The sequence below is a fragment of the Brevundimonas sp. GCM10030266 genome, from assembly GCF_042666595.1.
GTDB lineage: Bacteria > Pseudomonadota > Alphaproteobacteria > Caulobacterales > Caulobacteraceae > Brevundimonas.
Window position 1 is genome coordinate 333,890 of sequence record NZ_JBHTCY010000004.1, and the last position, 22,788, is coordinate 356,677.

The following is a 22,788-nucleotide window of genomic DNA, read 5'->3' on the forward strand; positions in this document are numbered from 1 at the left end:
CCGACGATCCCGCCGGCGAGCGTTGTACAATTTCGCACGCGCCGGAGTTCACTTTCGGCCCTCGATCAGGCCGCCGGCAGCAGAAGGACCGCCTGCCAGACCAGCAGCACGAACCCGGCGCACGACGCCAGCGACAGAGATTCCCGAACCCAACGCGCCATGAGACTGCTCCCGGAGTGATGTTCCGGGTCTGTTCTATGTTCTCATTCTGTTCGCGTCAAGAGGTGCGCAACTGCGCGGGTGTCTGGCGCCCCTCCACCGCTGCGCGGTCCCCCTCCCCCAAGGGGGAGGAACTGATCTCGGTCTAGTAGGCGTGCGCTTCCGCAGGCCGCTCTTCCAGATGCCCGTCCTTGATGGCGAAGACGCGGTCCATGTGGCCGGCCAGCTCCATGTTGTGGGTGGCGATCAGGGCGGCGACGCCGGTCTGTTTGACCACGTCGTGCAGGGCCTCGAAGACCGTCTGGCTGGTGGCCGGGTCGAGGTTGCCGGTGGGTTCATCGGCCAGCAGGAGCCGCGGACGGTTGGCCAGGGCGCGGGCGACCGCGACGCGCTGACGCTCGCCGCCCGACATCTGCGACGGCTGGTGGGTCAGGCGGTCGCTGAGGCCGAGCGCGGTGAGCAGTTCCTCGGCGCGGGCGCGGGCGTCAGGCTGTCTGTAGCCGGCGATGCGCAGCGGCAGGGCCACGTTGTCCCGGGCGTCGAACTCGGGCAGCAGGTGGTGGAACTGATAGACGAAGCCGATGCGGTCCAGCCGGATGCGGGTGCGTTCGCGGTCGCTGAGGTCGGCGACGGCCTCCCCGTCGATCTTCACCTCGCCCTCGGTCGGATGCTCCAGCAGGCCGGCGGCGTGCAGCAGCGACGACTTGCCCGAGCCCGAGGGACCGATCAGGCCGACGATCTCGCCCGGCATGATGTCGAGATTGACCCCGCGCAGGACGGTCAGGCCGCCGTCGGCGGTGTCGTAGGTGCGGGTCAGATTGCGCACCGAGAGGACGGGAGCCACGCTGGACTTACTCATAGCGGAGGGCCTCGACCGGATCGAGCTTGGCGGCCTGCCAGGACGGGATCAGCCCGGCGACGCAGCTCATGAAGAAGGACCAGACGGTGACCCAGAAGACGTCGACCGGATCGACGAGGGCGGGCACGGCGTCCAGCATGTAGACGTCGGCGTTGAACAGCTCGGTCTGGAAGACCCACTCCAGGAAATGCTGGATCGAGCCGATGTTCAGGCAGAACAGCAGGCCGAGGATCAGGCCGGTCAGGGTCCCCGCCACGCCGATCATGGCGCCGGACAGGAAGAAGACGCGGAGCATCGACGACTGGCTGGCCCCGACGGTGCGCAGGATGGCGATGTCGCGGGTCTTGTTCTTCACCAGCATGACGATGCCGGAGATGATGTTCAGCGCGGCGATGGCGACGACGAGGCCGAGGATGATGCTCATGGCCACACGCTCGACCTTGAGCGCGCCCCAGAAGGCGGCGAGGCGGTCGCGCCAGTCGGTGACGAGGCCGGTCTGGCCGGCGGCCTGCTGGACCGGGGTGCGCAGGGCCTCGACGCGGTCCGGCTGGTCGATCTTCAGTTCGATTACGTCCCAGGCGGCTTCCTTGCCGTAGAAGAGCTGGGCCTGCTCCAGCGGCATGAAGATGAAGGCCTGGTCGAAGTCCATGGTGCCGGAGCTGAAGATTCCGCCGACGCGGTACGCCTTCTCCAGCCCGCCCAGGTTGCCGAAGGCGCTGGAGGCGCCGGTGGGCGAATAAAGGGTGATGGGATCGCCGACGCGCAGGCCAAGGCCCTCGGCCAGCGCCTTGCCGATCAGGATGTTGTCGCCGCCGTAGTCGCCCTGGCCGAATGTCCGGCGGGCGTCGTCGGAGAGGCTGTCGTAGACATACTGCATCGACCGCAGGTCGCCGGGCGCGATGCCGCGGACGATGGCGCCCGTGGTCGCACCGCCCGCGCGCACGATGCTCTGGTCGTTGGTCATGGGGGTGACGAAGACCACGCCGGGCACGGCCTTGATCCGCGCCACGGCCGCGTCCCGCTCGGGCGAGCGCAGCAGGTCGCCGGAGACGTACATATGCCCGTTGAAGGACAGCATCCGGTCCAGCAGGGTCGCGCGGAAGCCCGCCATGATGCTCATCACCGTGATCAGCGCCATCACCGCCAGGGCGATGGCCACGTACGAGATGATGGCGATCAGGGCGATGCCGCCCTCCTTGCGCTTGGCGCGGAGGTAGCGGACGGCCAGCCCCAGCTCCCAGGCGGAGAAGGGCCCGGCGGGCTTTATCGGCTTCGTCGGCTGGGCGGCCGGCGCGGCGTTCGTCATCCGATGAGCCTCGAGATTGCTTCGTCCAGCGGCAGGGTCAGTTTCTCAGCCGTCGCGCGGCGCTTCAGCTCGACCACGCCGTCCGCCAGACCCTTGGGCCCGATAGTCAGCTGCCACGGCACGCCGATCAGGTCGGCGGTGGCGAACTTGCCGCCCGGACGCTCGTCGGTGTCGTCATAGAGGACGTCCTTGCCCGCGGCCTCGAGGCGGTGGACCGCCTCCTCGCAGGCGGTCGAGACGGCTTCGTCGCCGGCGCGCAGGTTGATGACCACCACGTCGAACGGGGCCACGGCGTCCGGCCAGATGATGCCGCCGGCGTCATGGCTGGCCTCGATGATGGCGCCCAGCAGGCGCGACACGCCGACGCCGTAGGAGCCCATGTGGACCGGGGCTTCCTTGCCGTCCGGGCCCTGGACGTTGGCCTTCATGGCGGCGGAGTATTTGGTGCCGAAGTAGAAGATGTGGCCGACCTCGATGCCGCGGGCCGACAGGCGGTCGCCCTCGGCGGTCTGGGCCTCGAAGGCCGCCGCGTCGTGCATTTCCTCGGTGGCGGCGTAGAGGGCCGTGCGCTCGTCGAAGACAGCCTGCACAGCCTCGGGGCTGAAGTCGTGGCCCGGTGCGGGCATCTCGACCAGCTTGCGGTCGCAGAAGACCTCGCTCTCGCCGGTCTCGGCCAGAACGATGAACTCGTGGCTGAGGTCGCCGCCGATGGGGCCGGTGTCGGCGCGCATCGGAACCGCCTTCAGCCCGATGCGGGCGAAGGTGTTCAGATAGGCGGTGAACATGCGGTTGTAGGCGACGCGGGCGGCGGCCTCGTCGATGTCGAAGGAATAGGCGTCCTTCATCAGGAACTCGCGGCCGCGCATGACGCCGAAGCGCGGACGGCGCTCGTCGCGGAACTTCCACTGGATGTGGAAGAGGTTCAGCGGCAGGGCTTTGTAGGACTTCACGAAGCCGCGGAAGATGTCGGTGATCATCTCCTCGTTGGTCGGTCCGTACAGCAGCTCGCGCTCGTGGCGGTCGGTGATGCGCAGCATCTCCGGGCCGTAGGCGTCATAGCGGCCCGACTCGCGCCACAGGTCGGCCAGCTGCAGGGTCGGCATCAGCAGCTCGACGGCGCCCGCCTTGACCTGCTCCTCACGGACGATCTGCTCGATCTTGCGCAGCACCCGCAGACCCAGCGGCAGCCAGGCGTAGATGCCCGCCGCTTCCTGTTTGATCAGGCCGGCGCGCAGCATCAGCTGGTGGGAGACGATCTGGGCGTCCGAAGGCGCCTCTTTCAGCGTGGGCAGGAAGTAGCGCGACAGGCGCATGGTCGGGAATCCGCGAGTTAAGCTTGGACAGGAGGTGTAGCCGGGAGGACGGGGCGAAAGCTAGGCGGTCAGCGCCTAACGCGTCACCTTCCCTACGGATGCGGCAGGCCGATGCCGTAGCGGGCCGAGAGGTAGGGGATGATGTCCCGGTCCTGCAGGAAGCGGCGGCCGGTGGCTTCGCTGGTTTCGGCGTCGGGCCAGTCGAAGGTTCCGTCCAGCACCAGCAGCGGGCAGCTCTGGTGCGCCTCGCCGACCTCGGCGATGACAGGCGGGCGCGGACGCGGGTGATCCAGATAGGTGATCAGGAGCTGTTCGCGCAGGTCCGGATAGAAGGACAGGACGCCTTCGACGAAGGCTCCGGGCGGGCAGAACCACGGGCCGCCGGCCTCGTCATGCCAGTCGGGGTTCAGGAGGTAGAGACGGTCGGTCATGGGGCGGCTCCTAGACCGGCGGGGCCATCGGCGGCAGGGGCATCCAGCCGATGAAGACCAGCACCATGATGAAGGCCCAGACGATGCCCGCGACCCAGGTGGTGGTGATGAATTTCTTCTTCAGTTGCGGGTTCTCCGGCGCACCCCATTGAGCGCCGTCGGTCGGCTTCTCCTGCCCCTGCTGATTCATGCCGATCGGCAGGACGGCGAACAGCACCGTCCACCAGACGACGATGTAGATGGCGATCATGGTCAGGGGACCGATGGGCATCAGGGGGCTCCACTCTCGGGATGGAGGAGGTTGCTTAACGGGTGTCGCGCCCCCCTCCAAAGGAAAAGGGCGTCGCAGCCGAAGCCGCGACGCCCTCCCTCAGTCGTCTGTCGGATCCGTCTTACTGGAACGGGAACGGATCCGTCGGGGTCGGCTGCGTCGGCACCGGCATGCGCGGCAGCGGCTCGTCCGAGTTGGCGGCGTTCAGCAGGAAGGTCGCCATGATGATGGCGGCCTGGCGCAGATCCTCGGCCCGCATGTGGTCGTAGGTGTCGATCGAGGTGTGGTGCAGGCGGGCGCCGTAGTCGAGCGGGTCCTGGATGAACTGGAAGCCCGGGACGCCGACGGTCTGCATATAGACATGGTCGGTCGCGCCCGAGGTGCGCATGGAGACGGTCTCGGCGCCCATGGCGTGGAAGGGCTCCAGCCACTGCTGGAAGATCGGGGCGGCGGCGACATTGCCCTCGGCGTTGATGCCGCGAATCTTGCCCGAGCCGTTGTCGAGGTTGAAGTAGGCGACCAGATCGCCGTGGCCGGCGCGCGGCTGGATCGGCCAGCGTTGGCGCCAGGTGCGGTTGTTCGGCAGGGCGTCCAGCGTTGCGTCGCCGAGCGGGGCGCGGGTGGCCAGATATTTGTCGACATAGGCCAGCGAGCCCCACAGTCCCTGCTCCTCCCCGTTCCACAGGGCGAAGCGGATGGTGCGCTTGGGCCGGACATTGAGGGCGCGCAGGATGCGGGCGGCCTCCATGACCACGGCGCTGCCGGCGGCGTTATCGACGGCCCCGTCCGCGGCGGCCCAGCTGTCCAGGTGGGCGCCGGCCATGACGTATTCGCCCGAGCGGTTGGTCCCCGGAATGTCGGCGAGGATGTTGTAGGCGTTGGTGTCTTCCTCGTGGAACTGGACTTCGCTCATCAGTTCGAGGGTCGGCTTCGCGTCATCGGTCAGGGCCAGACGGGCGAGACGGCGATAGTCCTCGGCGCCCAGTTCCATGCCGGGGGTCAGGCGCTTGTCGTCCATGCGGTAGCCCGAGCCGCTGCCGTGCAGCAGGCCGCCGTCACGCTGGGACATGCGGACCCAGGCCAGAGCGCCCTCTTCCTGCAGGAAGGCGTCCAGCTGACGGGCGAAGTCGGGGCCGCGCAGGCTGTCGGTCGACGGCGCGGCGTGGTTGGGCATGTTGTAGATATCGCGCTCGGCCAGTTCCTCGGCGGTCCAGCGGCGGAACGGCGCCTCGGTCTGTTCCGACCCGGCGTTGGGGCGCGAGACCAGCACGATCTTGCCGGACAGCTTGCCACGCCAGCGGGCGAAGTCGCCGGGCGTGCTCATCGGGGCGACGATGACCTCGCCCGAGATGACGCCATTGGTGGACGGGGTCCAGGCGATGGGGATGGCGCGCAGGTCCAGCGGGCGCGGCGCGATCATGCGGGCGCTGGAGCGGACGACCGACCAGCCGCGACCGAAGTCGAACGGATCGGCGCGGACGTTGCTCAGGCCCATGTCGCGGAACTGCTGGGCGGTCCAGGCCTCGGCCTGACGCATCTGGGGCGAGTTGGTCATGCGGCCGCCGATCCGGTCGGTCAGATAGGCCGCCGTCTGCATCACCTCGCTGTGGTTCAGGCCCTGGTCGATGATGCCGTTCACGGCGACCAGATCGGGCGACTGGGCCGTCGCGGCGGTGGCGAACGGAACAGCCGTCAGCGCAATGGCGGTGGCGGACAACAAGGCGGCAAGACGCATGGCGGATCCCCTGAATCACTGAACGGCGGCGATAAGACTGCAAGCCTCGCCCCAGTGCAAAGGAAGATCGTCCGGAGGCGGTCAGTCCGTGGCGGCGTCCGGATCGATGGCGTCCTCGACCAGCTTGCGCCAGACCGGATCGGTGTCATCGACCAGATCGCAGTCCTCCATCAGGGCCACGGCGGCCCCGCCGTCGGGCAGGATCAGGCCCAGCACGTCCATCTCGTCGCCCTCGGGACCGATATGGCTTTCGGCCTGGACGACCACGGCGGCTTGCTCGCCGCCCTCCTCCCACCAGATCACCGGCTGGGGCAGGTCCATGTCGATCAGGCGCGGATCGGCGGTGTCGTTCAGGGCGAAGACGGCCTGTTTGGCCTGCACGTCGTCGAGCGTGGCGATGCGGCCGTTGAAGGGCGTCAAGCGGGACCAGTCGTCAGCGTCATAGCCGCCGCCGTCTTCAGTGTCTGCATCGAAGTATTCTGGGCCGTTCACCGGTGGCTCCGAGTCAGGTTTGAGCGGGACAACATACAGCGGACGGTGCCAGAGTGCAGAGGCAACAAGATCGGACTCGTCATGTCGCCGCTCGAACTGTCTGTATCGGCCCTGCTCCTGACCAGCGTTCTACAGGCGCAATTTAACTGCCCCGCCGTCGTCCCTGATTCCTGGGTACGGGAAACGCCGACACACAGCGCCGTGCTGGAGCCGGTTCCCGTCGGTGACATCTCCTACGTCCTCAACCGTGAGGCTGAAGCCCTGCGCAGGTTGGGAGATCAGTCCGTCATCGCGCTCACGGCCGAGGAAGCGGAAGCATTTCTGGGAGCGACCGGGACAAGAGCTGACGGCGACCAGAAGCCCTATCTTGTCCGGCTGGTTGCGGCGACGCCGACTGCGCAACTGACAGGCGCGGGATGGAGCGGCGACAATCTGGTGATGACCACGCTCGGGCTTGGGTGTCGCTCGGACACTCGCCGCGCCGTCGTGGTCTACGCAGACCGCCCGCCAGCCCAGCTGATGATGCGGCTGCGGGCCGAGCTTCGGTAATCACATAGAAAAAAGGCCGGCGCCCTCGCGAGCGCCGGCCTGATTTCAGTCCCTGAGGACAGTCGGTCTTACTGACCGCCCATCATCGAGGCGACTTCCGAAGCGAAGTCCGGGCCTTCGACCTTCTCGACGCCTTCGCCCAGCGCCAGGCGGACGAAGCCGGCCAGGTGCAGGTTCGAGGAGCCCAGTTCCTTGGCCGAGTTGGCGACCAGCTGCTCGATGGTCACGTCCGGGTCCATGACGAACGGCTGCTTGGACAGCACCACGTCCTTCTGGAACTTGTTGATCTGACCTTCCACGATCTTCTCGATCATGTTTTCCGGGCGGCCTTCTTCCTTGGCCTTTTCGATCAGAACGGCGCGTTCCTTCTCGATGGCGGCCGGGTCCAGGTCGTCGGTGTTCAGCGACAGCGGCGCCGTGGCCGCGACGTGCATGGCGATCTTGCGGCCCAGCTCGCGCAGGACGGTCTTGTCGCCTTCGCCGCTCAGGGCGACCAGCACGCCGATGCGGCCGACGCCCGGCGAGACGGCGTTGTGGACGTAGGTCGAAACCACGCCCTCTTCGACCGACAGGCGGGCGGCGCGACGCAGCTGCATGTTCTCGCCGATGGTGGCGATCATGTTGGTCACTTCGTCCTGGACGGTCTTGCCCGATTCCAGTTCAGCGCCGTGCAGGGCCTCGACCGTGTGGTGCTCCAGGCCCAGTTGGGCGAACGACTTGGCGGCGTTCTGGAACAGCTCGTTGCGGGCGACGAAGTCGGTTTCCGCGTTGAACTCGATGGCGGCGGCGACTTCGCCCTTGCCGTCTTCCTTCGACGCGACGGCGACCAGGCCTTCAGCGGCGACGCGGTCAGCCTTCTTGGCGGCCTTGGACAGGCCCTTGGCGCGCAGCCAGTCGATCGCGGCTTCGATGTTGCCGTCGTTCTCTTGCAGGGCCTTCTTGCAGTCCATCATGCCGACGCCCGAACGCTCGCGCAGTTCCTTGACGAGGGCGGCAGTGATCTCGGCCATGTTCAGTCTCCTTGGAGGGGTATTCGTATGCGGTAACGGCCGGGGTGTTGTGCCCCGGCCGTGTGTCAGTTCGACGTAGGCCTTCAGGGAAGGCCCTGGTGCGATCGTTAGACCGCGGCCTTGTCGGTTTCGACGGCGTCGTTGGCTTCCGAGGTCGCGGCTTGCGCGGCTTCGTCGGCGACGGCCGGCTCAGCGGCGGCTTCCAGCTCGGCGGCGACAGCTTCCGTGCCGGCCGGGGCGGCGTCAGCGGCGACCGGGGCCGAAGCCTCGCGCAGCATCGGCTCTTCCGGGTTCACGGCAGCGCCCAGGTCAACGCCCGAGGCCGACTGGCCGGCGGCCAGGCCGTCCAGGACGGCGTCGGCGATCAGGTCGCAGTAGGTCTGGATGGCGCGGGCGGCGTCGTCGTTGCCGGGGACCGGGTAGGTGATGCCGTCCGGATCCGAGTTGGTGTCCAGGATCGCGATGATCGGGATGTTCAGCTTGCGGGCTTCCTGGATCGCGATCGCTTCCTTGTTGGTGTCGATCACGAACATGATGTCGGGGATGCCGCCCATGTCCTTGATGCCGCCCAGCGAGGCGTCCAGCTTGTCACGCTCGCGCTGCAGGCTCAGCAGCTCGCGCTTGACGCGGCCTTCACCGCCGGACTCCAGCAGGGCGTCCAGTTCGCGCAGACGGGCGATCGAACCCGAAACGGTCTTCCAGTTGGTCAGCGTGCCGCCGAGCCAGCGGTTGTTCATGTAGTACTGGGCGCAGCGCTTGGCGGCCTCGGCGACCGGGTCAGCGGCCTGGCGCTTGGTGCCGACGAACAGAACGCGGCCACCCTTGGCGGCGACGTTGCGGACTTCAACCAGGGCCTGGTGCAGCAGCGGGATGGTCTGCGACAGGTCGATGATGTGGATGTTCGAGCGGGCGCCGAAGATGTAGCGGTCCATCTTCGGGTTCCAGCGGTGGGTCTGGTGACCGAAGTGCGCGCCGGCTTCGAGCAGCGAACGCATGGAGAATTCAGGCAGAGCCATGATCGTCTTGTCCTTTTTCCGATAGACGTTGCGTGGGCGGTTAAAGGACCGGATGGCCCCTCGGAACGGTGCTGACGAGGATTTCTCCCCCGAAAGCGCCACGCCCACGTGCGAAGTGCGCGGGCCGTTTAGTCGGGATGGGGCGAAAAGGCAAGCGTCGACCTGATCTTATGTCCCGCGCGGCTTGGCCCGGTTGGTGGCCTCGGCGACGGACGGGTCTTCAGGCCAGGGGTGACGCGGATAGCGGCCGCGCATGTCGGCGCGGACGTCCTTCCATGACCCGGCCCAGAAGCCCGGCAGGTCCTTCGTCATCTGGATAGGACGCCTCGCGGGCGACAACAGGGCGAGCGTCAGCGGCGTGCCCCGGCCGACCGTCGGATGGGTCTTCACCCCGAACAGCTCCTGCACCCGGATATCGACGCGCGGCCCGCCCTCGGCGGCGTAGTCGATGGCGGCGGAGCCCAGCGGGGTCTCGAGCCGCTCGGGAGCCAGGTCGTTCAGGGCGCGCTGGCGGTCCCACGGGATCAGGGCGCGCAGGCCGTCGCTGAGAGCGCCGTCGGGGATGGCTTCAAGCGACTGCACATTCTCCAGCAGCGGCCACAGCCAAGTCTCGCGCCCGGCCAGCAGGCCCTCGTCGGACATGTCGGGCCAGCCCTCCTCCAGAGCGGACAGGAAGGCCAGGCGGGCGCGCAGGGCCGAGGCGCGCTCGCCCCAGCGGATGGACTTCAGTCCGTCCGCCTCGATCTCGGTCTTGAGGGCGGCGGTGATCGCCTTGCGGTCGGGCGCGCCCATCAGCTTCTCGTCGACGACCACGGCGCCGATCCGGCGGATGCGCTTCAGCACCATCCGGCCCGAAGGCTCGCGGGACAGCCGGTCCTCGATCTCCAGCCGATGCTCCAGGGCGGACAATTCGACCGGCGCGGCCAGACGGATGCGGTCGCGGGCGTCGCCGCCGCCGAGTTCGGCGACGGACAGCCACTGTTCGCGAGCCATGACGTCGGTCGGCTCGAGGAAGGCGCCGCGTCCCGAGGCCAGCAGGAACTCGCCGGGCTTTCCGCGCGCCTTGGCGACTCGTTCCGGGAAGGCCTCGGCCAGCAGGGTGCCTGCGTCCGGGTGACCACCCTTCCCGCCTCCGGCCGCCCTGGCCCAGCGATCAGCCAGCTTCATGGCGTCCCGTGCTCGTGGAGACCGATCGATCTCGCGGTCGAAGCCGCGCAGGCGCTCGGCCAGATCGACGCCGTTTCCGCCGAGGCCGGGCTCGCTGAGAACGGCGGCGATGTTCGCGCCGAGCCGGGCGTCGCCCTCATCGCTGGCGACGGCGACCATATGGGCCAGACGCGGCGACAGGGGGATTTTCGTCAGGCGGCGGCCGTGGTCCGTCAGGGCGCCGTCGGCGTCGAGGGCGTCCAGTCGCGTCAACACCTTGCGCGCCTCGGCGAAGGCCCCGGCGGGCGGCGGGTCCAGCAGGGCCAGCCCGTCCGGCGAGCGGGCGCCCCAGCGGGCCAGGTCGAGTGCGAAGGCGGTCAGGTCGGCCTCGAGGATTTCGGGGCGCTGATGGGCCACCAGACCTCGCGTCTGTTCCTCGTCCCACAGGCGGTAGCAGACGCCCGGCTCGACACGACCGGCGCGACCCCGGCGCTGTTCGGCGGAGGAGCGGCTGACCTTGACCGTCGCCAGCCGGGTCAGGCCGCTGGAGGGCTCGAACCGGGGCACGCGAGAGAGGCCGCCGTCGATGACCACGCGGACGCCCTCGATGGTCAGGCTGGTCTCGGCGACCGAGGTGGCCAGCACGATCTTGCGACGGCCCGGCGCGGCCGGTTCGATGGCCCGGTCCTGCTCGCCCTTGTCGAGACCGCCGTAAAGCTGGACCAGATCGACATTGGCGGGAAGGCGATCGCCGAGCGCCCGGGCGGTGCGGTGGATTTCCCCCTGCCCCGGCAGGAAGACGAGGATGGAGCCGGTCTCGTCGGACAGGGCCTGACGGACGGCGCGGGCGACGGCGTCCTCGAACCGCTCGGCGGGGTTGCGGCCCAGATAGCGGGTCTCGACCGGATACATCCGGCCCTCGGCCTCGATGACCGGCGCGCCTTCAAGCAGTTTCGAGACGCCCGCGATGTCCAGTGTCGCCGACATGACCAGCAGGCGCAGGTCGTCGCGGATCAGGCCTTGGGCCTCCCGCGCCAGGGCCAGGCCGAGGTCGGCGTCGAGGCTGCGTTCGTGGAACTCGTCGAACAGGACGGCTCCGACGCCGTCCAGCGCCGGGTCGTCGAGGATCATGCGGGTGAAGACGCCTTCGGTGATCACCTCGATCCGGGTCTTCGGGCCGATGCGGGACTGCAGGCGGGTGCGGTAGCCGACGGTCCCGCCCGCCTGCTCGCCCAATGATGAGGCCATCCGGTCGGCTGCGGCCCGTGCGGCGAGGCGTCGCGGCTCCAGCACCAGCACCCGCTGTTCGCCCAACCACGGCTGGTCCAGCAGAGCCAGGGGCACGACCGTGGTCTTGCCTGCCCCCGGAGGCGCGGCCAGCACGGCGACATTCCCTTTCGCGAGGGCGGCCTTCAGAGGGTCGAGAACGGCGTGGATCGGCAGCATCGGGGTGCGGTCTAGCGGCAACGGGCCGGTTCACGAAAGCGTCGTCTCACGTTCACGCATCGGAAACCGCGTTGCCACCGCTCCTTCGCGCCGCTAGCGTCCGCCCAAAGCAGCGAGAGGGCTGCTTCAGATACGGCAGCGAGAGGGCTGCCTCCATAATACGTCGGAGGGGTAATTCATGTGGCGCGTTAAGTCGCTAGACGCGATTCTGGCCACGGCCGAGAAGAAGTCGCTTCATCGGTCGCTGGGTCCGGTCCAACTCACGCTTCTGGGGATCGGGGCCATCATCGGCACCGGGATCTTCGTTCTGACCGCCGCCGCCTCGCAGAAGGCCGGCCCGGGCATGATGCTCAGCTTCGTCATCGCCGGCGCCGTCTGCGCCGTGGCGGCGCTCTGCTACTCCGAACTGGCGGCCATGGCCCCGGTTTCGGGCTCGGCCTACACCTATACCTACGCCGTGATGGGCGAACTGCTGGCCTGGTGCGTCGGCTGGGCCCTGATCCTGGAATACGCCGTGGCGGCCTCGGCCGTGTCGGTCGGCTGGTCGGGCTATGTGCTCGGGCTGATCGAGACAGGGCTAGGATTCGACTTCCCGGCATTGTTGTCCGCAGGACCGACCTGGTCGATGAACGGCTGGATCCCGACGCCGGACTTCTCGGCGGGCGTGGTCAACGTTCCGGCGATCATCGTGGCCCTGTCGGTAACCGGCCTGCTGGTGCTGGGCACCACGGAATCGGCCCGCGTCAATGCCATCCTGGTGGCCGTGAAGGTCATCGCCCTGACCATCTTCGTCGTGCTGACCCTGCCGGTCATCAAGTCGGCCAACCTGTCGCCCTTCGCGCCGAACGGCCTGTTCGGCGCCTATTCGGGCATGGGCATCGTCGGCGCCGCCGCGTCGATCTTCTTCGCCTACGTCGGCTTCGATGCCGTCTCGACGGCCGCCGAAGAAACCAAGAACCCGCAGAAGAACGTGCCCATCGGCCTGATCGGTTCGCTGGCCTTCTGTACGGTCTTCTACCTGCTGGTCGCCCTCGGCGCCGCCGGCGCCATCGGCGCCCAGCCGGTGCTCGGTGCTGACGGTTCGGCTGTCCAGCCGGGCTCGGCCGCCTTCGTCGCGGCGTGCGCCCTGGCGGAAAACAGCGAGCGTCTGGTCTGCTCGAACGAGGCCCTGGCCCACGTCCTGCGCGTGATTGGTCATGAGCAGGTCGGCACCGCCCTGGGCGTCGCCGCCATGCTGGCCCTGCCCTCGGTCATCCTGATGATGATCTACGGCCAGACCCGCATCTTCTTCGTGATGGCGCGTGACGGTCTGCTGCCGGAAGGCCTGACCAAGATGCACAAGAAGTTCAAGACGCCGTACGTCGTGACCATCTTCACCGGCCTGGCCGTCGCCATCGGCGCCGCCCTGTTCCCGGTCGGTCAGCTGGCCGACATCTCGAACTCGGGCACCCTGTTCGCCTTCTTCATGGTCTCGATCGCCGTGATGATGCTGCGCGTGAAGGACCCGCATCGCGAACGTCCGTTCCGCATGCCGCTGGTCTGGATCATCGCGCCGCTGTCGGCCGCCGGTTGCGCCTTCCTGTTCTGGAACCTGCCGCACGACGCCAAGATGGTGCTGCCGATCTGGGGCGGCGTCGGCCTGCTGATCTACTTCCTGTACGGCGTCCGCAAGAGCCACGTCGGCCGCGGTCTGGTCGAGGTCCACGAGCAGGACAGCGACATCCCGCCGCCGCCGGCGACGACCTGATCTCCGGATCAAGGACCAAAGAAGGCCCGGGAGTGATCCCGGGCCTTTTCCTTTGCCGCGACCTCGCCTAGACGGTCCGGCAGAACCTATGCGGATGTGGCGGAACTGGTAGACGCACTGGATTTAGGTTCCAGCGCCGCGAGGCGTGGAGGTTCGAGTCCTCTCATCCGCACCAGCTTTCTTTTTGCCCTATCGCTCGCCGCGCGGCGGCTCGCTGCTTGAGTGCGGGCTTTTTCGCCCTATCGCTCGCGACGCGGTCGCTCGCTGCCTGAGGGCCGGGTTCTTTCCCTATCGCTCGTCGCTCGTCGCGCGGCGCTTGTTGCTTGAGGGTGTATCGGCCCGTTCTTCAGAGCGGGCTTTTTTGTCGCCCTCATAGTTCTTGCTTTGTTCTCATTTCGGCGTATCCTCCTGTTCATGGTCGAAGCGGCGAAAGGACGGGGGGCGCGGTCGAATGCGACCGGGCGCTATGAACCGGAAGCCGTCGAGGCCTTCGATGACGGCTGGACCGATCAGGATGCCGAGGCGGCGCCGCTGCGCACCACCCTGACGCCCGAGACGGCCCGGACGATCGTCGCCAGGAACACCAGTCCGGACATCGGTTTCGACCGGTCCATCAACCCGTACAAAGGTTGCGAACATGGCTGTATCTACTGTTACGCCCGTCCGTCCCATGCCTGGATGGGCCTATCCCCGGGCCTGGATTTCGAGAGCCGGCTCTTCTTCAAGCCGGGCGCCGCAGGTCTGCTGGAGCAGGAACTCTGCAAGCCGCGATACGTCTGCAAGCGCATCCACATAGGCGGCAACACCGACCCCTATCAGCCGGTCGAGCGCGAACTGAAGTCGACCCGCTCGATCCTGGAGGTGCTGCAAAGGTTCAATCACCCGTTCAGCATCATCACCAAATCGGTGCTGATCACGCGCGACGTGGACATCCTCGGGCCCATGGGGCGCGAGGGGCTGGCCTCGGCCTTCGTCTCGATCACGACCCTGGACCGCAAACTGGCGCGGGCGATGGAGCCGCGCGCCTCGACCCCGACCAAGCGGCTGGAGGCCATCGCCCGGCTGGCGGATGCGGGCGTGCCGGTCGGGGTGGGCTTCGCGCCGGTCATTCCCGGACTGAACGACCACGAGCTTGAGGCGATCCTGGAGGCGGCGGCCAAGGCCGGGGCGACCACGGCCATGTATGTGACCCTGCGCCTGCCGCTGGAGATCAAGGACCTGTTCCGCGAATGGCTGGCGGACGCCCGCCCGGACCGCGCGGCGCGGGTGATGTCGCTGGTCCGCCAGACGCGCGGCGGCAAGGACTATGACGCCGACTGGTCCCAGCGGATGAAGGGCACCGGGCCGGTCGCGGAGCTGATCGGCACGCGGTTCAGGGCGGCGGTGAAACGCTACGGGCTGGATGCGCCGCGGCATCTGCTGGACGAGACGAAATTCCGTGTCCCGGCCTCGGCGCGCAAGCAGATGGACCTGTTCGACGCGGCCTGACGGCGCTGGACAAACAGCGATTCCGGGCGCGAACTGCCAAGGTTCGCTTCAGTGAGGCGATGATGGTCCTGCGCAAGACATGGGTGACGGGGCTGATTGCCGTCGCCGCCTTCACCCTCGCCGCCTGCGTGAAGGTCAATGTGCCCGAGCGGGCCTTCTTCTGGCCGGATGCGCGGCTGGCGCGGGAGAATATCAGGCTGCCCTCAAATCCGCCGCCCGCGGGGTCCGAGACCCTGGTTCTGCGCTATGCGGAAGGCGCGATCGGGGCGACGCGGGTGCGGTCGGCGGAGGCGGCGCGGCCGCTGATCCTGTTCTGCGGCGGCAACATGTTCCGGCGTGAGGCGGCGGGCGGATCGCGGGCGGAGATCCTGGCCCCGTTCGGCGACGTCCTGATGTTCGACTATCCCGGCTATGGCGACACCGCTGGTCTGGACACCTTCGCGAACTTCCGCGCGGTAGGCGAGGTGGTGGCCGATGAGGCGCGCCGTCAGGCGGACGCCGAGGGCCGTCGCCTGATCGTCTGGGGCCACTCGCTGGGCGGTATCGTCTGTTCCGAGATGGCGGTGCGCACCCGCGCCGATCTGCTGGTGCTGGAGACGACCACGCCGGGCGCCCGCGCGACCGTGAACCAGCAGGTCGGGCTGATGCGGCCCTTCGTGCGCGTGACCCTGGCTCCGGCGCTGGAGACGGTGGACATCCCCGCCGCCCTGAACGGTTATCCGGGCAAGGTGGTGGTGCTGGAGGCCAGCAGGGACGACACCCTGCCCGCCCCTCTCAGCCGTGCTCTCGCCCGCCGTCTGGAGGCACAGGGCAATCGGGTGGAACGGATTGTCTTTCCGACCGCCGGGCACAACGACGTCGGTCGTCAGCCGGATTTCGTCGCCCGGCTGACGACGGCGCTGGCGAACTAGCGCCGGAAGACGCTGACCAGTTCGACGTGGGCCGACCACAGGAACTGGTCGACCGGGGTTACGGTCTCCAGCCGGAAACCGGCGTCCAGCAGGACGCGGGCGTCACGGGCGAAGGTGACCGGGTTGCAGGACACATAGACCACGGTCGTCGCCTTGGTCTGGGCGATCTGCTGGGTCTGCTCCAGCGCCCCGGCGCGCGGCGGGTCCAGCACGATGGCGTCGCAGCCGCGCAGGTCGTAGGGGGCCATGGGGCGGCGGAACAGGTCACGCGCCTGGGCCTCGATGGTCTTGATCTTCTTCGCCGTCCGGAAGCCGGCCTTCAGGGCGGCGATGCCGGGCGCGGAGCCGTCGGCGGCGATGACCGGCGCGACCGTGGCCAGCGGGAAGGTGAAGGTGCCCGCGCCGCAGAACAGGTCAGCGATCTTCTTCGCCCCCTTCACCGCCGCGACGGCGCGCTCGACCATGGCCTGTTCGGCCGGGGGGGCGGCCTGCAGGAAGCCGCCGGGCGGAACCGGCACGGTGGCCGGGCCGAACTGGACGTGCGGCTGGCGCGCCATGACCAGGGTCTCGCCCGCCAGGCTGAGCCGGGCCAGATCGGCGGCGGCCGCGGCTTCGATGGCCTTCATCTGGGCGTCGCGGGACAGGCCGCCGCCCGACCGGCGTTCAACCCCGGTGACGTCCACATCCAGCCCGTCGAGCGTCAGGGTGACGTGCAGGGTCGGCGCCGATTTCGGATGTTCGAGGAAGGGTTCGGCCACCTTCGCCAGCGCCGGCAGGGCCGCGACCAGCCGGGGATCGGCGACCGGGCAACTGTTGACCTCGACCAGCCGCCAGCTCTTGCGCGCCTTGAAGCCGAGGATCGCGCGGCCGTCCGGACCGCGCCGGGCGTGCAGGGCCAGTCTGCGGCGCGAGCCGGCGGGCACGGGGACGGTCGGCTCGACCTCGGCGTCGATCTTCTCGCGGGCCAGGGCCAGCCGCACCTGTTCGCGTTTCCAGTCCAGATAGGGCTCCGCCGCCCAGTGCTGCAGCGAACAGCCGCCGCAGTCGCCGTACTGGGGCGACACGGGCGCGATCCGGTCGGGGCTGGCGGTCAGGATTTCGACGTCTTCCAGCCGACCCTCGCGCACGGTTCCCCGCACTGTCTCTCCGGGCAGGGTCAGGGGGGCGAAGATCAGGCCGTTGGGGGTTGCGGCGATCCCGTCGCCCTGCCCGCCCACGCGCGCGATGGTCAGTGTGTCCGTCATCCGGGGGCTTCTAGAGGCAAAGCGGCCACAAGCGAAACATGAACGAAGATGAACGGCGCGATCAAAGGCCGTTCAGCTTGGCGCGCTCATAAGGGATGCAACAGATGCGAGGCCGGATTGTTCGGTTGACGTCTGAACCCATCAAGGATGTCGTCGATGTTCGCTTCCCTCGCCAGCAAGACCGCCTGTGGCGCCGCCGCCGTCGCGGCCGCCGGCCTGATGCTGGTCCCCGCCAGCGCCTCGGCCCAGAGCTATCCGTATGCGCAGGGCGGGTACGACTATTACGGCCAGAATTACGGCGACCGTTACGACAACCGCTATCGCGACAGCTATGATTATTGCCGCAGCGACCGTGGCCAGCGTCGCGCCGCGGGCGCCACCATCGGCGCGGGTCTGGGCGCCATCGCGGGCTCGCAGACCGCCGCGCGAGGCCGCCGCACTGAAGGCAGCATCCTGGGCGGCGTGCTCGGGGCCGTCGTCGGCGGCGCCGTCGGCAACAGCTCGGCCCAGGACTGCGAGCGCTATGACGACCGCGGCTACAGCTACCAAGGCTACGACAACCGGTATGACGACCGGTACAGCTACGACGCCCGTTACGATGACCGCTACCGTCAGGACGACCGCTACAGCTACGGCGACCGCTACAGCTATGGCGACCGGTCGAACTATCGCAGCGACCGCTACGGCTGCCGCACGGTCGAGACCCGGACGCGCGACTGGAACGGCCGTCTGGTCACCCGCTTCGAGGAAGTCTGCAACGGCTACTGACGAGATCGCGTCGCCGGTTATTTTTCAGCCCCCCTGTCGATCGGCGATGTGACGGAGGCCCCCGGTGGAGCAATCCGCCGGGGGCTTTTCATTTTTTCGCGCAACGAATTGCTCAATCTGCAACCAGTGTCAGGAACCGGACACATTATGCTGCGCTAATCCACGGACAGGGTGGGCCTACGATGAGAGACCTGCAATGCCCAAGCACAGAGTAGCGTTGATCACCGCCGCAGGGGTTCTGGCCGCAGGGGGTGTCGCTGCCGCGGCAAGCCATGCCGACCATGTGGAGGCGCGGACAGGCGCGTCGGCCTTCGCCGAGCCCCAGAGCCGTTCGAACTCCAACTCCAATTCCAACAGCAATTCGAGTTCGAACAGCAGTTCCAATTCGAGCAGCAACTCCAGTTCGAACTCGAGCAGCAATTCCAGCTCGAATTCCAACTCGAACAACGACGACCGCTGGCGCGAGCGCCGGGACGAGCGCCGCTGGAACCGGGGCTCGAACTCCAACTCGAACTCCAACAGCAGTTCGAACTCGAGCAGCAACTCCAGCTCGAATTCGAGCAGTAACTCGAGCTCAAACTCGAGCAGCAACTCGTCCGACGACGACGATTGATCGGACGGGCCGCGCCCCTGCTTCGGCCGGGGCGCGGCCTTCGCTGGAGGGGCGATGACCGAAACGACCGTGATCCGCTTTGTGTGCGCGCCAGAGGATGAGGGGGTGATCCCGCCGCCGGCGCCGGCAAGGGCCGCCCTGCCCGACTGGTTCAAGCGGCTGCCGCCGGTCACACCGGAGCAGAGGTCGATCACCGACACCGGCCTGACCGTCAAGCGCTGCATGCCCTTCCTCGACGCGATGATGGAAGGCTGGGTCATCCCGCTGGCGGCAACGGTCAAGATGGAGATCCGCGACGGCGGCCGGACGGTAGACACGGGCTGGCAGTTCGACCGGACGCTGGTCAGCAATCACGGCGTCCATCAGGTCGCGGGCGGGCCGCACGAGCCGCGCCCGCCGAACAAGTTCCACAATTTCTGGACCATCCGCACGGCGCCGGGCTGGAGCTGTCTGTTCGTACCGCCGCTGAACCGGCCGCACCCCGCCTTCGAGTGCTTCGCCGGCGTGGTGGACACCGACAGCTACACGGCGCCGATCCATTTTCCCTTCATCGCCACCGGCGAGGACGGCCTGCATGTGCTCGAGCGCGGGACGCCGCTGATCCAGGTGATCCCGTTCCGGCGGGCGGAGATCACCGCCGAGATCGGCGTGGAGACCGAGGCCGACGCCATTGATCGCCGGCGCATCCAGCGGCTCGTGACCGCCGAGGAAGGCTGGTACCGGACCTCGGCGCGGTCGGATCGCAAGAGCTAGGTGCGGGTCGCCCACAGCAGGTATTCGACGTTGCCGTCACCGCCCGTGATGGGGCTCTCGGCGGTGGCTTGAACCGTCCAGCCGCGTGACGCGATCCAATCGCTGACACGGGCCAGAGCGGCCTGACGAGCCTCGGCGTCCTTGACCACCCCGCCCCGACCGACGTCGGCGCGGGTGTCCATCTCGAACTGGGGCTTCACCAGGGTCACCAGATCGGCGCCGGGCGCGGCGAGGGCCAGGGCGACCGGCACGACCTTGGACAGGCCGATGAAGCTGGCGTCACAGACGATCAGTTCGGGCGCGTCGGGGATCAGGTCCGGCGTCAGGTCGCGGGCGTCGGTCTTCTCCAGATTGGTCACACGCGGATCGGCGGCGATGCGGGGGTGCAACTGCCCCTGCCCCACGTCGACCGACCACACATGGGCGGCGCCCCGTTCCAGACAGACCTCGGTGAAGCCGCCGGTGGATGCGCCGACGTCGAGCACCACCCTGCCCTCGACCGCGACCGGCCACAGGGTCAGGGCGTGGTCGAGTTTCAGGGCGGCGCGACCGACGAAGCGGTGGGCTTCCACGAAGGTGATATCCGCGTCGTCAGCCACGGACTGTGACGCGGCTTTGGCGGGCTGGCCGTCAACGGTGACGCCGCCCGCCTCGATCGCGGCCTTCGCCCGGGCCCGGCTTTCGGCCAGACCACGGGCGACCAGCAGCTGGTCCAGCCGCGTCTTCATCGGTTCAGAGCGCTTCCAGCCGCTTCAGCGCGGCCTCGAGGCGGGCCTTGCCGGCTTCGGCCTCGGCCAGCTTCTCGCGCTGTTCATCGACCACCTCCGGCGCCGCGCGGGCGACGAAGTTCGGGTTGCCCAGCTTCTTGTTCACGTGGCCGATGTCGCTGTCGAAGACGCCGATCTCCTTGACCAGACGGGCCTTCTCGGCGGTCAGGTCGATGATGTCGGCCAGCGACAGGGCCGCCGTGTCGCCGCTGACGACCAGCGAGACCGCGCCGGTCGGCAGGGCGTCGGCGACCGACACCTCGGACACGCGGGCCAGGGTCAGGATCAGCGGACGGTGCAGGTCGATCAGACGCGCGTTCCCGGCCGACGGCGAGACAAAGGTCAGCGGCGGCTTGGCCGACGGCGGCACATTCATCTCGGCGCGAAGCTGGCGCACCTCGGTGACCAGATCGACCAGCCAGCCGATCTCGGCGTCGGCGGCGGCGTCGATGAAGCTGTCCGGCAGCACCGGCCAGGCGGCGCCCATCAGCATGGCCTCCTCGCGCGGGGCGCCCTCCTCCGCCAGCTTGTCCCACAGCTCTTCGGTGATGAAGGGCATGACGGGGTGCATCAGCTTCAGGGTCTGGTCCAGCATCCAGGCGGTCATGGCGCGGGTCTCGGCACGGGCGGCCTCGTCCGAACCCTGGAAGACCGGCTTGGCCAGTTCCAGATACCAGTCGCAGAAGACGTTCCAGACGAAGCGGTACAGGGCCGAGGCGGCGTCGTCGAAACGGCCGCCCTCGATGGCGTCGGACACCTGGCGCTCGGCCTTGGTCAGCTCGCCGCGGATCCAGCGGTTGATCGACTGCTGGACGGTAGCGGGATCGAAGCCCTCGACGCGCTTCGCCTCGTTCATCTGGCTGAAGCGGGCGGCGTTCCACAGTTTGGTGCCGAAGTTGCGATAGCCTTCAATGCGTTGCTTCGACAGCTTGATGTCGCGCGTGCCCGACAGGATGGCCATGGTGAAGCGCAGCGGGTCGGCGCCCAGCTCGTCGATGATGCCGAGGGGGTCGATGACGTTCCCCTTCGACTTGCTCATCTTCTGGCCCTTCTCGTCGCGGACCAGCCCATTGATGATGACCCGCTTGAACGGAACCTCATCCATGAAGTGAAGTCCCATCATCATCATCCGGGCGACCCAGAAGAAGATGATGTCCGCGGCGGTGACCAGATCGCTGGTCGGGTAGAAGCGCTCGAGATCCTCGGTCTTCTCGGGCCAGCCCATGGTCGAGAACGGCCACAGGGCCGAGGAGAACCAGGTGTCGAGGACGTCCTCGTCCTGCGTCAGGGCCTTGCCGCCCGACTGGGCGATGGCTTCAGCCTCGGTCTCTGCGACGTAGATGTTTCCTTCGGCGTCGTACCAGGCCGGGATGCGGTGGCCCCACCAGAGCTGGCGGCTGATGCACCAGGGCTCGATGTTGCGGAGCCATTCGAAATAGATCTTGGAATAACTGGCCGGTTCGAAGGTGGTGTCGCCCTGCTCCACCGCCTTGATGGCCGGCTGGGCGAGAGTATGGGCGTCGACGTACCACTGGTCCGTCAGCCAGGGCTCGATGACGACGCCCGAGCGGTCGCCGTGCGGGACGGCGTGCCTGGTCTTCTCGATGTCCTTGAGCCAGCCCTCCTCCTCGGCGCGGGCGACGATGGCCTTGCGCGCGGCGAAGCGGTCCATGCCCTCGAACTCGGCAGGCACGTCCGGGGTGTCGGCGGCGGTGATGCGGGCCAGCGAGTCCATGACGTTCAGCGTCGCCAGACCGGCGCGCTTGCCGACCTGGAAGTCGTTAAAGTCGTGCGCAGGCGTGATCTTCACCGCGCCCGAGCCCTTGGTCGGGTCGGCGTAATCATCGGCGACGATCGGAATGCGACGGCCGACAATGGGCAGGGTCACGAACTTGCCGATCAGACCGGCGTAGCGTTCGTCGGTCGGATGCACGGCGACGCCGGTGTCGCCCAGCATGGTCTCAGGCCGGGTGGTGGCGACGACGATGTAGTCGCGGGCCTCGAACTCGGTGGCCTTGCCCTCGTCATCGAAGGCGACCGGGTGCTGGTAGGTGACGCCATCGGCCAGCGGATAGGCGAAATGCCAGTAGGCGCCGTCGACTTCCTTCTGCTCGACCTCAAGGTCCGAGATGGCGGTCTGGAAATGTGGATCCCAGTTCACCAGACGCTTGTCGCGGTAGATCAGGCCGTCCTTGTGCAGCTGGACGAAGACCTTGCGGACGGCGGCGTTCAGGCCCTCGTCGAGAGTGAAACGCTCACGCGACCAGTCGCAGGACGAGCCGAGACGGCGCAGCTGGCGGACGATGGTTCCGCCCGACTCGGCCTTCCATTCCCAGACCTTGTCGACGAAGGCCTCGCGGCCCATCTCGCGCCGCCCCGCGTTGCCGGCGGCGGCCAGCTGGCGCTCGACGACCATCTGGGTGGCGATGCCCGCGTGGTCGGTGCCCGGCAGCCAGAGGACGGCCTTGCCCTTCATCCGGTGATAGCGGGCCAGAATATCCTGAAGCGTGTTGTTCAGCGCGTGGCCGATGTGCAGCGACCCCGTCACGTTGGGCGGCGGGATGACGATCGAATAGGCGTCGGCCGCGCCGTCGGTCGCTACCGCCGCGCGGGGGGCGAACAGGCCGCTCTCTTCCCACTGGGCGTAAAGGCGCGGTTCGGCCGCTTTTGGATCGAAGGTCTTGTCGAGCATAGTCATCTTCTTTTGCCCTGGCGCTCGGCCCGGCGGGGCCTCGCTGCTTGAGGGCGGGCGAGAAAAGCGAAA

At 68.0% G+C, this 22,788-nt stretch carries 20 protein-coding genes and 1 tRNA gene; 7 read left to right on the plus strand and 14 right to left on the minus strand.

Going from position 1 to position 22,788, the window contains the following annotated elements:
• Positions 1-304: 304 nt before the first annotated feature.
• The 7 genes from ACFQQC_RS13935 to ACFQQC_RS13965 all read right to left on the minus strand — a co-directional run bounded on the left by ACFQQC_RS13935 (position 305) and on the right by ACFQQC_RS13965 (position 6,566).
• Entirely contained in the window at positions 305-1,018 is a 714-nt protein-coding gene (locus ACFQQC_RS13935; protein ID WP_376863041.1) for an ABC transporter ATP-binding protein, read from the minus strand.
• The gene (locus ACFQQC_RS13940; protein ID WP_376863042.1) at positions 1,011-2,324 is read right to left on the minus strand and encodes a lipoprotein-releasing ABC transporter permease subunit; all 1,314 of its coding nucleotides are present in this window, start codon (positions 2,322-2,324) and stop codon (positions 1,011-1,013) included. The genes ACFQQC_RS13935 and ACFQQC_RS13940 overlap by 8 nt, the downstream gene beginning before the upstream one ends.
• Positions 2,321-3,637 carry a proline--tRNA ligase gene (gene proS, locus ACFQQC_RS13945; protein WP_376863043.1) on the minus strand — a complete coding sequence of 439 codons (1,317 nt, stop codon included), beginning with the start codon at positions 3,635-3,637 and terminating at the stop codon, positions 2,321-2,323. Before proS ends, ACFQQC_RS13940 begins: the two co-directional genes overlap by 4 nt.
• 92 nt (positions 3,638-3,729) lie before the next feature.
• Complete coding sequence (locus ACFQQC_RS13950) at positions 3,730-4,068, minus strand: DUF3088 family protein (protein ID WP_376863044.1); 339 nt, start codon at positions 4,066-4,068, stop codon at positions 3,730-3,732.
• A gap of 10 nt (positions 4,069-4,078) precedes the next feature.
• Complete coding sequence (locus tag ACFQQC_RS13955) at positions 4,079-4,339, minus strand: DUF1467 family protein (RefSeq protein WP_376863045.1); 261 nt, start codon at positions 4,337-4,339, stop codon at positions 4,079-4,081.
• Positions 4,340-4,460: 121 nt separating this feature from the next.
• Positions 4,461-6,074 carry a M20/M25/M40 family metallo-hydrolase gene (locus ACFQQC_RS13960; RefSeq protein ID WP_376863046.1) on the minus strand — a complete coding sequence of 538 codons (1,614 nt, stop codon included), beginning with the start codon at positions 6,072-6,074 and terminating at the stop codon, positions 4,461-4,463.
• Positions 6,075-6,155: 81 nt separating this feature from the next.
• Positions 6,156-6,566, minus strand: coding sequence for a hypothetical protein (locus tag ACFQQC_RS13965; protein WP_376863047.1), 411 nt, complete (start codon positions 6,564-6,566; stop codon positions 6,156-6,158).
• 81 nt (positions 6,567-6,647) lie between these two features.
• Here ACFQQC_RS13965 and ACFQQC_RS13970 point away from each other — a divergent pair, with 81 nt between their 5' ends.
• Positions 6,648-7,115: a hypothetical protein gene (locus ACFQQC_RS13970; protein ID WP_376863048.1), complete on the plus strand. Its 468-nt coding sequence runs from the start codon at positions 6,648-6,650 to the stop codon at positions 7,113-7,115.
• A 68-nt stretch (positions 7,116-7,183) separates the two neighbouring features.
• On the opposite strand, the gene tsf is transcribed toward ACFQQC_RS13970, so the two are convergent.
• The 3 genes from tsf to hrpB form a co-directional block, all read right to left on the minus strand.
• The gene (gene tsf, locus ACFQQC_RS13975; protein ID WP_376863049.1) at positions 7,184-8,125 is read right to left on the minus strand and encodes a translation elongation factor Ts; all 942 of its coding nucleotides are present in this window, start codon (positions 8,123-8,125) and stop codon (positions 7,184-7,186) included.
• Positions 8,126-8,232: 107 nt separating this feature from the next.
• The gene (gene rpsB, locus ACFQQC_RS13980) at positions 8,233-9,141 is read right to left on the minus strand and encodes a 30S ribosomal protein S2 (RefSeq protein WP_376863050.1); all 909 of its coding nucleotides are present in this window, start codon (positions 9,139-9,141) and stop codon (positions 8,233-8,235) included.
• Between the two features lie 168 nt (positions 9,142-9,309).
• A complete protein-coding gene (hrpB, locus tag ACFQQC_RS13985; RefSeq protein ID WP_376863051.1) occupies positions 9,310-11,733 on the minus strand; it encodes an ATP-dependent helicase HrpB in 2,424 nt (807 codons plus the stop codon).
• A 178-nt stretch (positions 11,734-11,911) separates the two neighbouring features.
• On the opposite strand from hrpB, the gene ACFQQC_RS13990 reads away from it, so the two are divergent.
• The 4 genes from ACFQQC_RS13990 (at position 11,912) to ACFQQC_RS14005 (ending at position 15,879) form a co-directional block, all read left to right on the plus strand.
• On the plus strand, positions 11,912-13,480 hold the full coding sequence (locus ACFQQC_RS13990; protein WP_376863052.1) for an amino acid permease: 1,569 nt from the start codon (positions 11,912-11,914) through the stop codon (positions 13,478-13,480).
• A gap of 90 nt (positions 13,481-13,570) precedes the next feature.
• A tRNA-Leu gene (locus ACFQQC_RS13995) sits at positions 13,571-13,655 on the plus strand.
• Between the two features lie 239 nt (positions 13,656-13,894).
• Positions 13,895-14,968 carry a PA0069 family radical SAM protein gene (locus ACFQQC_RS14000; RefSeq protein ID WP_376863053.1) on the plus strand — a complete coding sequence of 358 codons (1,074 nt, stop codon included), beginning with the start codon at positions 13,895-13,897 and terminating at the stop codon, positions 14,966-14,968.
• A gap of 62 nt (positions 14,969-15,030) precedes the next feature.
• Positions 15,031-15,879: an alpha/beta hydrolase family protein gene (locus ACFQQC_RS14005; protein ID WP_376863054.1), complete on the plus strand. Its 849-nt coding sequence runs from the start codon at positions 15,031-15,033 to the stop codon at positions 15,877-15,879.
• Here ACFQQC_RS14005 and ACFQQC_RS14010 read toward each other — a convergent pair.
• Positions 15,876-17,123, minus strand: coding sequence for a class I SAM-dependent RNA methyltransferase (locus tag ACFQQC_RS14010; protein ID WP_376863055.1), 1,248 nt, complete (start codon positions 17,121-17,123; stop codon positions 15,876-15,878). The genes ACFQQC_RS14005 and ACFQQC_RS14010 overlap by 4 nt on opposite strands.
• A gap of 156 nt (positions 17,124-17,279) precedes the next feature.
• Between ACFQQC_RS14010 and ACFQQC_RS14015 the strand changes: the two genes are divergently transcribed.
• The gene (locus ACFQQC_RS14015; RefSeq protein ID WP_376863057.1) at positions 17,280-17,891 is read left to right on the plus strand and encodes a glycine zipper family protein; all 612 of its coding nucleotides are present in this window, start codon (positions 17,280-17,282) and stop codon (positions 17,889-17,891) included.
• Between the two features lie 177 nt (positions 17,892-18,068).
• Here the strand turns inward: ACFQQC_RS14015 and ACFQQC_RS14020 are convergent, their stop codons facing one another.
• Positions 18,069-18,728 (minus strand): hypothetical protein, encoded by a 660-nt coding sequence (locus tag ACFQQC_RS14020; RefSeq protein ID WP_376863059.1) that lies wholly within the window; start codon positions 18,726-18,728, stop codon positions 18,069-18,071.
• On the opposite strand from ACFQQC_RS14020, the gene ACFQQC_RS14025 reads away from it, so the two are divergent.
• Positions 18,727-19,257 carry a hypothetical protein gene (locus ACFQQC_RS14025; RefSeq protein WP_376863060.1) on the plus strand — a complete coding sequence of 177 codons (531 nt, stop codon included), beginning with the start codon at positions 18,727-18,729 and terminating at the stop codon, positions 19,255-19,257. The two genes, ACFQQC_RS14020 and ACFQQC_RS14025, sit on opposite strands and share 2 nt — an antisense overlap.
• Here ACFQQC_RS14025 and ACFQQC_RS14030 read toward each other — a convergent pair.
• Both ACFQQC_RS14030 and ACFQQC_RS14035 read right to left on the minus strand, forming a co-directional pair.
• Positions 19,254-19,985, minus strand: a complete 732-nt coding sequence (locus ACFQQC_RS14030; protein ID WP_376863061.1) for a TlyA family RNA methyltransferase — start codon at positions 19,983-19,985, stop codon at positions 19,254-19,256. The genes ACFQQC_RS14025 and ACFQQC_RS14030 overlap by 4 nt on opposite strands.
• A gap of 4 nt (positions 19,986-19,989) precedes the next feature.
• The gene (locus tag ACFQQC_RS14035; RefSeq protein WP_376863062.1) at positions 19,990-22,716 is read right to left on the minus strand and encodes a valine--tRNA ligase; all 2,727 of its coding nucleotides are present in this window, start codon (positions 22,714-22,716) and stop codon (positions 19,990-19,992) included.
• Positions 22,717-22,788 lie beyond the last annotated feature (72 nt).

Excerpts from the sequence above, each read along its gene's own strand:
- ACFQQC_RS13935 (WP_376863041.1), bottom strand. The coding sequence starts at position 1,018 with ATGAGTAAGTCCAGCGTGGCTCCCGTCCTCTCGGTGCGCAATCTGACC.
- ACFQQC_RS13940 (WP_376863042.1), bottom strand. The coding sequence starts at position 2,324 with ATGACGAACGCCGCGCCGGCCGCCCAGCCGACGAAGCCGATAAAGCCC.
- proS (WP_376863043.1), bottom strand. The coding sequence starts at position 3,637 with ATGCGCCTGTCGCGCTACTTCCTGCCCACGCTGAAAGAGGCGCCTTCG.
- ACFQQC_RS13950 (WP_376863044.1), bottom strand. The coding sequence starts at position 4,068 with ATGACCGACCGTCTCTACCTCCTGAACCCCGACTGGCATGACGAGGCC.
- ACFQQC_RS13955 (WP_376863045.1), bottom strand. The coding sequence starts at position 4,339 with ATGCCCATCGGTCCCCTGACCATGATCGCCATCTACATCGTCGTCTGG.
- ACFQQC_RS13960 (WP_376863046.1), bottom strand. The coding sequence starts at position 6,074 with ATGCGTCTTGCCGCCTTGTTGTCCGCCACCGCCATTGCGCTGACGGCT.
- ACFQQC_RS13970 (WP_376863048.1), top strand. The coding sequence starts at position 6,648 with ATGTCGCCGCTCGAACTGTCTGTATCGGCCCTGCTCCTGACCAGCGTT.
- tsf (WP_376863049.1), bottom strand. The coding sequence starts at position 8,125 with ATGGCCGAGATCACTGCCGCCCTCGTCAAGGAACTGCGCGAGCGTTCG.
- rpsB (WP_376863050.1), bottom strand. The coding sequence starts at position 9,141 with ATGGCTCTGCCTGAATTCTCCATGCGTTCGCTGCTCGAAGCCGGCGCG.
- hrpB (WP_376863051.1), bottom strand. The coding sequence starts at position 11,733 with ATGCTGCCGATCCACGCCGTTCTCGACCCTCTGAAGGCCGCCCTCGCG.
- ACFQQC_RS13990 (WP_376863052.1), top strand. The coding sequence starts at position 11,912 with ATGTGGCGCGTTAAGTCGCTAGACGCGATTCTGGCCACGGCCGAGAAG.
- ACFQQC_RS14000 (WP_376863053.1), top strand. The coding sequence starts at position 13,895 with ATGGTCGAAGCGGCGAAAGGACGGGGGGCGCGGTCGAATGCGACCGGG.
- ACFQQC_RS14005 (WP_376863054.1), top strand. The coding sequence starts at position 15,031 with ATGGTCCTGCGCAAGACATGGGTGACGGGGCTGATTGCCGTCGCCGCC.
- ACFQQC_RS14010 (WP_376863055.1), bottom strand. The coding sequence starts at position 17,123 with ATGACGGACACACTGACCATCGCGCGCGTGGGCGGGCAGGGCGACGGG.
- ACFQQC_RS14015 (WP_376863057.1), top strand. The coding sequence starts at position 17,280 with ATGTTCGCTTCCCTCGCCAGCAAGACCGCCTGTGGCGCCGCCGCCGTC.
- ACFQQC_RS14025 (WP_376863060.1), top strand. The coding sequence starts at position 18,727 with ATGCCCTTCCTCGACGCGATGATGGAAGGCTGGGTCATCCCGCTGGCG.
- ACFQQC_RS14020 (WP_376863059.1), bottom strand. The coding sequence starts at position 18,728 with ATGCAGCGCTTGACGGTCAGGCCGGTGTCGGTGATCGACCTCTGCTCC.
- ACFQQC_RS14030 (WP_376863061.1), bottom strand. The coding sequence starts at position 19,985 with ATGAAGACGCGGCTGGACCAGCTGCTGGTCGCCCGTGGTCTGGCCGAA.
- ACFQQC_RS14035 (WP_376863062.1), bottom strand. The coding sequence starts at position 22,716 with ATGCTCGACAAGACCTTCGATCCAAAAGCGGCCGAACCGCGCCTTTAC.